Origin of the sequence: Ohtaekwangia sp. (assembly GCF_036786105.1) — a bacterium.
Classification (GTDB): Bacteria; Bacteroidota; Bacteroidia; order Cytophagales; family Cyclobacteriaceae; genus Ohtaekwangia.
Genome location: NZ_DAIQRQ010000040.1, coordinates 1 through 8,356 on the forward strand (window position 1 = coordinate 1; position 8,356 = coordinate 8,356).

The following is an 8,356-nucleotide window of genomic DNA, read 5'->3' on the forward strand; positions in this document are numbered from 1 at the left end:
AATAAAGATATAGCGCCACACCTGATCGACTACATTTTATTGCGAAACAACGAGCCGGGCACCGTTAACTGTTTGCAACGGAAAATTCGAGTCTTCCGTCAAGCCTGGAATGCAGAGCATGCTGACCTGTCCGATCATTTTGCTATAGAAGCCGAGCTGCAAATTCACGATGGGAAGATCGCTTCCAGGGGAAGCTATCATTAAACGTTGCCAGATCAATTAGCTACTTCGGCAAGGCCCATCAGCTCGGAGCCAATCTTTAGCCTGCGGGCTTCCAGATTTTTCATGCTCACCGTGAAGCCAAGCCGATCGTCATCCTGTATAAAGAAATTTATACATGCACCTTTCTTTACAAGGCCATCGCGTTGTGCGATGATAAGAACAGGTTTATCTTTCGCCCAGCTTAAAATTTCCTCAAGATCTTTACTCTTCACATCGGCTACATAGAGCATTTCACAGTCGGTAAGGTCTTTGGCATCCGTTACCTCCGTTACTACTATAGATTTGCCATTGGGGGTTTTCTTAACAGCAGCCAGTTTTTTAAGCTCGCTGCTCATGGGCGAGTTACCATATACCATCACCCGGAAGTTGTCTGCCTGCGAGGGCCAGTTGGTATACTTGATGAAGTTATACATGAACAACACCTGTGCCTTGTAATCTACAGACTGTGCCTGAGCTGCCATGCCGATAAACAGCATCAGGAGTAAGCCTGTCGTTTTGAGCTTTGACCTCATATACTAAAGATTAAAGTTATAGGTTAATCGAAGGGTAAACTCCCGCGAAGTAGAAGGATACGAACTGGTTATCGTAAAATAAGGCGAGAGGTAATTATAGTTGGTGTTGAACAGGTTATTTACACCGGCACCACCTGCCAGCCCGTGCACAGGAGTTTTCCAGTATATATACAGGTTGGCAAGCCATACGGGATCTTTTACAACCAGGTTGTTCTGGTAGCTTCCTTCCGAAACTTCGGTAAGTTCGTATCCATAGCGCTTGCCATAGAAGATAAGCGTAGGACTTACCGTAATATTCCTGCGGACATGCATACCGGCATTAAGAGTCGCCTTATGTGCCGGAAATGCCAACACAACGGATGAATTAGCTTCTGTTCCGCTCGGCAAAAAATCATCTCCGGACACATATTGACGGGTGGTATAGGTTGTGATCTTGCTCAAACCCTTCACAGTATAGAATGAATAGTTAGCATGAATATACCCCCAGTGTTTTCTATATCGCCCCTCGAGCTCCAGGCCACGGGTAGCAGCATTATCACCATTATAGTATATATTCAGATCGCTGTTATATACAATCGGATGATGAATGGTGCTGCTATATACATTGAGCGTGATCACCATATCGCGGGTGATCTGATAACCGCTTTCCAGTTCTGCGATAGTGGTCTTCTCGGGTCGCATGGAACTGGCAACGCCAACGTTGGTAGAATCCTGTTGTCGTCCCAGCGCTATATTCTGAATGGTTGGCGCGCGGAAAGAACCACTATATAACGCTTTAAAATGCCAGCGATCTATTTTCCGGGTGAGTCCTACACGAGGCACAAACGCTGAACCAAAACTGGAGTTATGATCGTATCGCGCACCGAGAATAACATTGGCCAAGCGGTGTTTGAGTAGTATTTGCGAAAAGAATGCGTAGTTTCTATAGGCAAATGACTCAACTGCGCCATTGGCGGTTTGGATAGAGTCTTTCTTGTTGGCTGCTTTGTCGCGGAAAAATTCGGAGCCGGTTGTTACGTTAACCTTACGGGAAGGATTGTAATTTACCAATATACTTCCCTTCACACGCTCGCCCGTTTCGCGGGAATATGATATACTATCAATTGTGCTTTTGGTTCGTGGTGCCTGCCTGATATACGTAATGGCAGGTGTGACAGAAAGCTTTCGTGAAACATTTATAGCATATTTTACTTCTGACAAGAATGAAAACTTTCGCTCGGTTATAAAAGAATTACCATTCGCATCCTGCTCATCGTGTACGGTTGAGCCATAATTATCAAAAATCGTCTTGAAAGAAAATCCCTTGTGTGTAGCTTTCAGATTCAGCATGAACGGATTGGCATCGGCATTGTTCACAAGGTTGTGATACGATCCTGTGATCTGCGATGTTCCTGTACCTGTAGAGTCAGCAGGTGAACCGGAAGAACCACCGCCCGTGGTGCCACCACCTCCGCTTCCTCCTGTGATAGGCGGAGTAGTGCCACCCGGTGGACCTCCACCAGTCGTGTTTGTCGATTGAAAAAATGCTGTGCGATCGGCCATATTACCCTGCCCTGCTATACCGGTAAAGCTCACATCCCAGCCATGCACGGTATTGCCTATGCCAAACTCTACATTTCTGCGGGCATACGTACTACTCGTCTGTCCATAGGTAGTAGTAACATAGCCGCCTTTGAGCTCGCTTCCTTTTTTGGTAATGATATTGATAACACCTAATTCAGCAAAGCCACCATATATAGCAGAACCGGGACCGCGTATCACTTCAATACGACTTATATTATTTACGGAGTAATGATTTCCAAACGACAGCGTTGCCGAGAATATATCATTCATCTGCACACCATCGATCAGCAATAATACCTTACCTTCATTTACCCAGTTGCCGCGTATACCCAACCCAACTTTTCCGTTGCCATCGTACGCAAAATCAAAACCAGGAATCAAACGGAACACATCGATGAGATCGCGTGCTCCGGATTCCTTGATCTCTTCTTCGGTAATGAGACTCACAATACCCGGACTCTCTAATGTGGAAAGTGTTTTTTGAGATGCTACCGACAGGAGTGAGTTGAGAAACTTTTCAAGCTCACTGGACACTCCCGAAGCTTTCACTTTGCGAAGTTCTTCCAAACTCATATCGTAATAGCGGGCAAGCGAATCGCCCGGTGCCGGAGTTTGCGCCGAAGCGCATAGTATACTTCCTAAAAGAAAAAGAAAGACTACCAAATACTTCATTTAGACAGAACAGATTAAAGCCCGACTACAAAATATAATACCTTAACGGTGGTATTAACTAAACCAGAATGATAAAGGTAAATGTGAATCTATTCGAACACAGCTTCAAAAAAATAATACACGGACGGAACAAGTGTATACAAAATGCAAATATGTGACGGCAACAGTCTGTCTGCCGAAAAGATAAAAGTATATATTCGTTACATGAACGTAAAGAAATGCCGGGGTATAACAGCACAATGGGTAAAACACTATACCTAATTTACAGGTACGTTTTCCTAAGAAATCCGAGACAAAATATCAGGAAATGCCATATTGGACGTCAACCACCATTTCCGGAGCCCGCGGCAGGAGTATGAGCACTCTTAAGCGGAATGCTAACAGTAACAATAGTGAACCTGTTCGGATCTCTCTCTATTTCTATAGTACCTTCCAGAATTTCAAGAGCTTTCTTTACAATGAATAAGCCGAGGCCGTTGCCGATAGATTTTTCTGATCCACGATAGAACATCTCAAATATGCGGTTCCTTACATCCTGCGGTATACCAATTCCATTGTCTATTACCTGAATCACCAATTGCTGCTGTATCATCCAAAATACGCACTTCACAAACGGACTATCTTCTCTTCTAAACACAATGCTGTTCTCCATCAGGTTTACAACAATATGATTGAGTAAAATTGAATCGCACGTAAACGACTCGCCTGCTTTATTTTCAATCTCTACATGTACTACATTGTTTGCATTGAGATTGCTTAGTTGACGATAGAGTGATTGTATAAATACATCTACCATAATCAGCTGTGTTTCGCGTTTCGAGCGAAAGAGCGCACCCGTGTCACTGAGTCGCACGAGAAGTCGCAGCATGCGATTGGCTGTGCTCTCGATGCTGCTGAAATATGTGTTTAATTCCGGCTGATGGCTTTGCATTTTTGCCAGCCGCGCCAGTCCCAGTAAAGATGTAATGGGCCCGCGCAAATCGTGACTCGACCTGTACAGAAATGTATCAAGACCCTGATCGGTTTCCATCAGTTTCTTAATGGTGTGTTCAAGCTCTTCGGTTCGGTTCTCTACCAGCTTTTCAAGATTCAGGTTTACACGCTGCAGCTCTTCATTTACACGTTGCAGTTCTTCGTTTACCGAGTTTACCTCTTCATAAGCCTGCTCTAATCGTTCATTCTTGTCTTTGATCTCTTCTTTCTGCGACTCCACTACTTGTGTACGCAGCGTAACGAGGTCTTCAAGTTTCTTTTTCTGCTTGAACAGGAAACTGGTTCGAACGTGAATTACCAGCAGCACAAACATAACAAGCACTGCCGCAAAACCAATCCTGACATCCATGCGCTGATGCCATCGCGGTATAACAATAATCTGAATGCTGGCAGCATCGTTATTCCAATAACCATCGCCATTGGTGGCGCTTACTTTCAAGGTATATTCTCCGGGCGGAAGGTTGGTATAGGTGGCTGTCCGGTTTTCGTTTACTTCGTTCCAGTCGTTATCAAAGCCCTCTAAAAAATATCTATACTTATTTTTTTTAGGAAACTTATACTCAAGGCATGCAAACTCAATGGAGAAAACATTTTGGCCGGGTTGAAATGTGATCGTCCTTAATTGTGATATACTCCTGGTAAGCAATCCGGATTTATCATTTATTTTTACCGCATCGTGAAACAGACTAAGCCTGGTGAACACTACCGGCGGCTTGCTGTGATCTTCCAATACTTTTTCAGGACGAAAAACATTCAAACCATTTGTACCACCAAAGTAATACTCTCCGGTGGAGCTTTTCAATTTGGCACCTTCGTTATACTGAGCGCCCTGCAGGCCGTCTGCTATGGTATAATTAAAAATTCTTCCAGTAGCAGGATCATAACGATGCAGGCCATCAAAAGAGGTAAACCATATATTGTGCGTATCGTCTTCAAGCACCGAGGGTATATTTTTCTCTCTGAACTCGTCAATTACTTCGCTAAAGGCAAATGTTTCCGGATCAAACCGGATCAACCCTTTGTTATCGGTTCCCACTAAAAGCTTTCCGTTGGAATCAAGTTCAAAATCCAGTATCTCGTTGGTAGGCGAGCTCAACGAATCGCCCGGTATATTTATAAAAGATTTGAATGTTCTCGTTCGCGGATCGTATCGGTGAATGCCCGCCAGCCGTGTTCCCATCCAGATATAGCCATTTTTATCCTTACGCATGCAGAATACAGACGCGGTGTTGGTGGTAATGGGATTCTTTCCGGTAATAGTTAATACATTGAAGATTTTTTTGTCGGGCAAAAATTCGTTCAGCCCTCCCAATAAACCGGTATATATACGATTGCCGTCTTCCAGCATCGACCACACATGGTTTGTGCTGATGCTCGTAGTATCGTTGGGATTGTGCAGATAACGTGTAAACCTGTTGGTTTTAGTATCGAAATAATTTAGTCCTCCTGCATACGTACCTATATACAGATTATTCTTCTGATCTACCAGCAGCGACTTGGCTACGTTGGTACTGATGCTGTTTTCATCGGCAGGCGCGTGTAAATAGGAAGTGAACTGTTTGGTTTCCGGATCAAATTTATAGAGACCGGCTCCATCGGTTCCAATCCATATTTTTTTATTGTGATCTTCCGCTATAGAAAGCACCGAGTTCTTACCGATGCGTTCCATATTTGCATTGAAATACCGGTAGTGATCAAAGCGCGGCCGCTCGCCCGATATAAAGGTTAGCCCTGCACCGAAAAGACCTACCCAGTAATTATTTTGTTCGTCAACAAAAATTTCCTGAACGCTGCCATTATCGAGTATTCGGTTTTCGCGGTTCAGTATCTGTGTAAACTTTCCGTTGCCATCGTATCGGAATAGCCCCGCACCATCGCAACCAACAAGCAATACACCATTACGATCTATAGCCAGTTTGCCCATGATATTACTTCCAAGAGAAGGCTTGCCCTCTTCATGTACAAAATGCTCGAAGGTTTGATCGGTTTCATTTTCCAGCCGAAGTACTCCGCTGCCGTTGGTTGCAAAGTATATAGCACCGGTTGTATCCTGAACAACATCTATAATAAGCTGGGGCAACAAGCCATCGGGGGCATTGCTCTGCGGTATAGTTCGTTCTATACCTTTGGCACCAATAATATTAATGCCTTTGGCTGTGCAGGCCCATATTTTGCCATTCCTGTCTTCCAGCAAAGAATTTACAGCATTGTCAGACAATCCTGTTCCATCGTCATGGCGATTATACCGTGTTATTTCCAGCGTTTCCGGATTGATTTTGTTAAGCCCCCAATAGGTGCCTACCCACAACTGATGGTGCCTGTCTTCCAGAATATTGAGTATAGTATTCTGGCTGATCGTTTTGTCGTTAGAGGGATTTTGTAAAAATCTCCGAAAGGTTTCAGTTTTGTTGTCGTAGAGATTTAACCCGTTGTAAGTGCCTATCCAGAGCCTGCCTTTGCTATCTACCAGCATTTTTCGCATTACATCATTGCTGATACTGCCAGAATCGCTATCAGAATGACTGAAATGTTTAAAAGAATATCCATCAAAGCGATTAAGGCCATCGGCGGTGCCAACCCAGATAAAACCATCACGATCTTTCGCTACACATATAACGGTGTTTTGCGACAACCCATCCTCGCTGGTAAAGGTGTTACTGTATACATACATGGGCGGAGTGGGCTGGCACAGTCCATGATTTATGGAAAATAATACAGTGGCCAGCAGCCAAACGGTTGCCCTGAATAGAGAAGAGTGCAAAACCATTTGAATAAATACTCCTTAATTTCGAAAATAAATTCGAAATCAAATCGCTGGTGTACCATCTTTTCTTTTAGTAAGCCTGAATTTTCAAGTTGCAGGCACGACTATAAAAGCCGCAATCTTTAAAATTTATCATTTTTTAGGGGATAGATGATTGAGATAGAGGCTAATTTTTCGTTATATGTCAAGACAAGGGTTATTGATATAGCTGGACCCGCATCTGGATCAATACTCAGAACCACATTTTTTTTGCATCAGCGCAAATTGCGTAATACGAAATTAAGTAAAAACATTCTCAACCTGATGGGCCTCTATGCAGAGAGTGACGCGATCCACGATCTATACCTTCAACTTACGCAGCAGAGCAGCACACTCAATCTTTCAGATATTGTTCATCGCGAAAAGCAATTAACGCAATTTGCCACCGAAATATATAGCGAGCTTTTAAAGCAACAGCCGGGAAGCTGATTTTCTGAACTGTTCCGATTTGTACAAGCACCTCCCCTTGCCTGCGCTTAATTTGGCGGCATATTATTATCTTTAAACGCATGACGTATCAGGAATTTACACCGGCCGAAAATTTGCGGGCATTTGTAAAATGTTACTATGTGTGTGAATACGATACCAATACTATTGTGCATGACAAAGCCTTTGCCACGGGTTGCATGGAGGTGATGTTCAACCTCGGTGGTGGTTCATTTCAGACCGGTCGCGAAAATCGATTTGATACAACGCCCGGCATAGAGCTTTGGGGGCAGATTATTACACCACTCGAATTTAAATCGTTAGGCAAGAATAAAATGCTGGGCATTCGTTTCTATCCGCACACGGCATCGATCATGTTGAACGATCGCATCGATATCTTCAACGATCACGTCTCCGACTTCCGCGCGGCTGCGGGCGCGGATGTGCTACACCTGCATGAGCAATTGTTAAATGCTCCTTCTCTGCAGCAACAGCTTGCGCTTCTCGATTCGTTCTTATTAAAGAAGCTCATCGCCTTTCAAAAACGCCGTACAAAGTTTCAAGTGGTTCACAACGTGATCACCGATATGCGTGACGTAGATTTCTGCGATAACATTCAACGTGTTGCTTCGCGCTATGGCATCAGCTCACGTTACCTTCAAAAGTTATTTGTAGAATATACCGGGCTCTCGCCTAAACTATACTATAAAATAAACCGCTTTCAAAGAAGTCTTATACTCACCGGCAATCACGAAGAATCGCTTACCTCTATTGCTTACCAGGCGGGCTATTTCGATCAGTCGCACTTTGTAAGAGATTTTAAACTCTTCACGGGCTTCTCTCCTTCTGCATTTAATACTAAAGATTCATCGGCTATTCTCGCTTCGCCTAACCGGTAACCGTTGCAGGTTATCCGTTACAGGTTAATCGTTATAGGTTATCCGGGTGGGGCAATCTATACCTGATTTTTTGATTCTTTAATTCTTACTCATTGATCTTTTTTTTAAAATAATTTCAGTTGTTCCGATCTATACAAGTTAGCGGCATTGGCCATCTATACTTTTGTTCTATCAAATTGAAAGATTATCGCAGACGAAAAACATTGAACATTAAACATTAAACAACCATGTCAACATTTCAAAAATTTAAGGCGCTACATGCGTCT

General features: G+C 43.5%; 6 protein-coding genes. 3 read left to right on the forward strand and 3 right to left on the reverse strand.

What is annotated here, in order from left to right:
- A partial coding sequence (locus tag V7Q33_RS15730) for a hypothetical protein (protein ID WP_333820443.1) occupies nucleotides 1-204 on the forward strand: 204 nt, incomplete at its 5' end.
- An 11-nt stretch (nucleotides 205-215) separates the two neighbouring features.
- Here V7Q33_RS15730 and V7Q33_RS15735 read toward each other — a convergent pair.
- From V7Q33_RS15735 to V7Q33_RS15745, 3 genes are all read right to left on the reverse strand, one after another.
- A complete protein-coding gene (locus tag V7Q33_RS15735; RefSeq protein WP_333820444.1) occupies nucleotides 216-734 on the reverse strand; it encodes a YfiR family protein in 519 nt (172 codons plus the stop codon).
- Between the two features lie 3 nt (nucleotides 735-737).
- Entirely contained in the window at nucleotides 738-2,969 is a 2,232-nt protein-coding gene (locus V7Q33_RS15740) for a TonB-dependent receptor plug domain-containing protein (protein ID WP_333820445.1), read from the reverse strand.
- Nucleotides 2,970-3,291: 322 nt separating this feature from the next.
- Nucleotides 3,292-6,633, reverse strand: a complete 3,342-nt coding sequence (locus V7Q33_RS15745; protein ID WP_333820446.1) for a two-component regulator propeller domain-containing protein — start codon at nucleotides 6,631-6,633, stop codon at nucleotides 3,292-3,294.
- Nucleotides 6,634-6,975: 342 nt separating this feature from the next.
- Between V7Q33_RS15745 and V7Q33_RS15750 the strand changes: the two genes are divergently transcribed.
- Together V7Q33_RS15750 and V7Q33_RS15755 are read left to right on the forward strand one after the other, a co-directional pair.
- Nucleotides 6,976-7,194 (forward strand): hypothetical protein, encoded by a 219-nt coding sequence (locus tag V7Q33_RS15750; RefSeq protein WP_333820447.1) that lies wholly within the window; start codon nucleotides 6,976-6,978, stop codon nucleotides 7,192-7,194.
- Between the two features lie 80 nt (nucleotides 7,195-7,274).
- The gene (locus tag V7Q33_RS15755; RefSeq protein WP_333820448.1) at nucleotides 7,275-8,090 is read left to right on the forward strand and encodes a helix-turn-helix transcriptional regulator; all 816 of its coding nucleotides are present in this window, start codon (nucleotides 7,275-7,277) and stop codon (nucleotides 8,088-8,090) included.
- Nucleotides 8,091-8,356: the final 266 nt, after the last annotated feature.

Excerpts from the sequence above, each read along its gene's own strand:
- V7Q33_RS15735 (WP_333820444.1), bottom strand. The coding sequence starts at position 734 with ATGAGGTCAAAGCTCAAAACGACAGGCTTACTCCTGATGCTGTTTATC.
- V7Q33_RS15755 (WP_333820448.1), top strand. The coding sequence starts at position 7,275 with ATGACGTATCAGGAATTTACACCGGCCGAAAATTTGCGGGCATTTGTA.
- V7Q33_RS15740 (WP_333820445.1), bottom strand. The coding sequence starts at position 2,969 with ATGAAGTATTTGGTAGTCTTTCTTTTTCTTTTAGGAAGTATACTATGC.
- V7Q33_RS15745 (WP_333820446.1), bottom strand. The coding sequence starts at position 6,633 with ATGTATGTATACAGTAACACCTTTACCAGCGAGGATGGGTTGTCGCAA.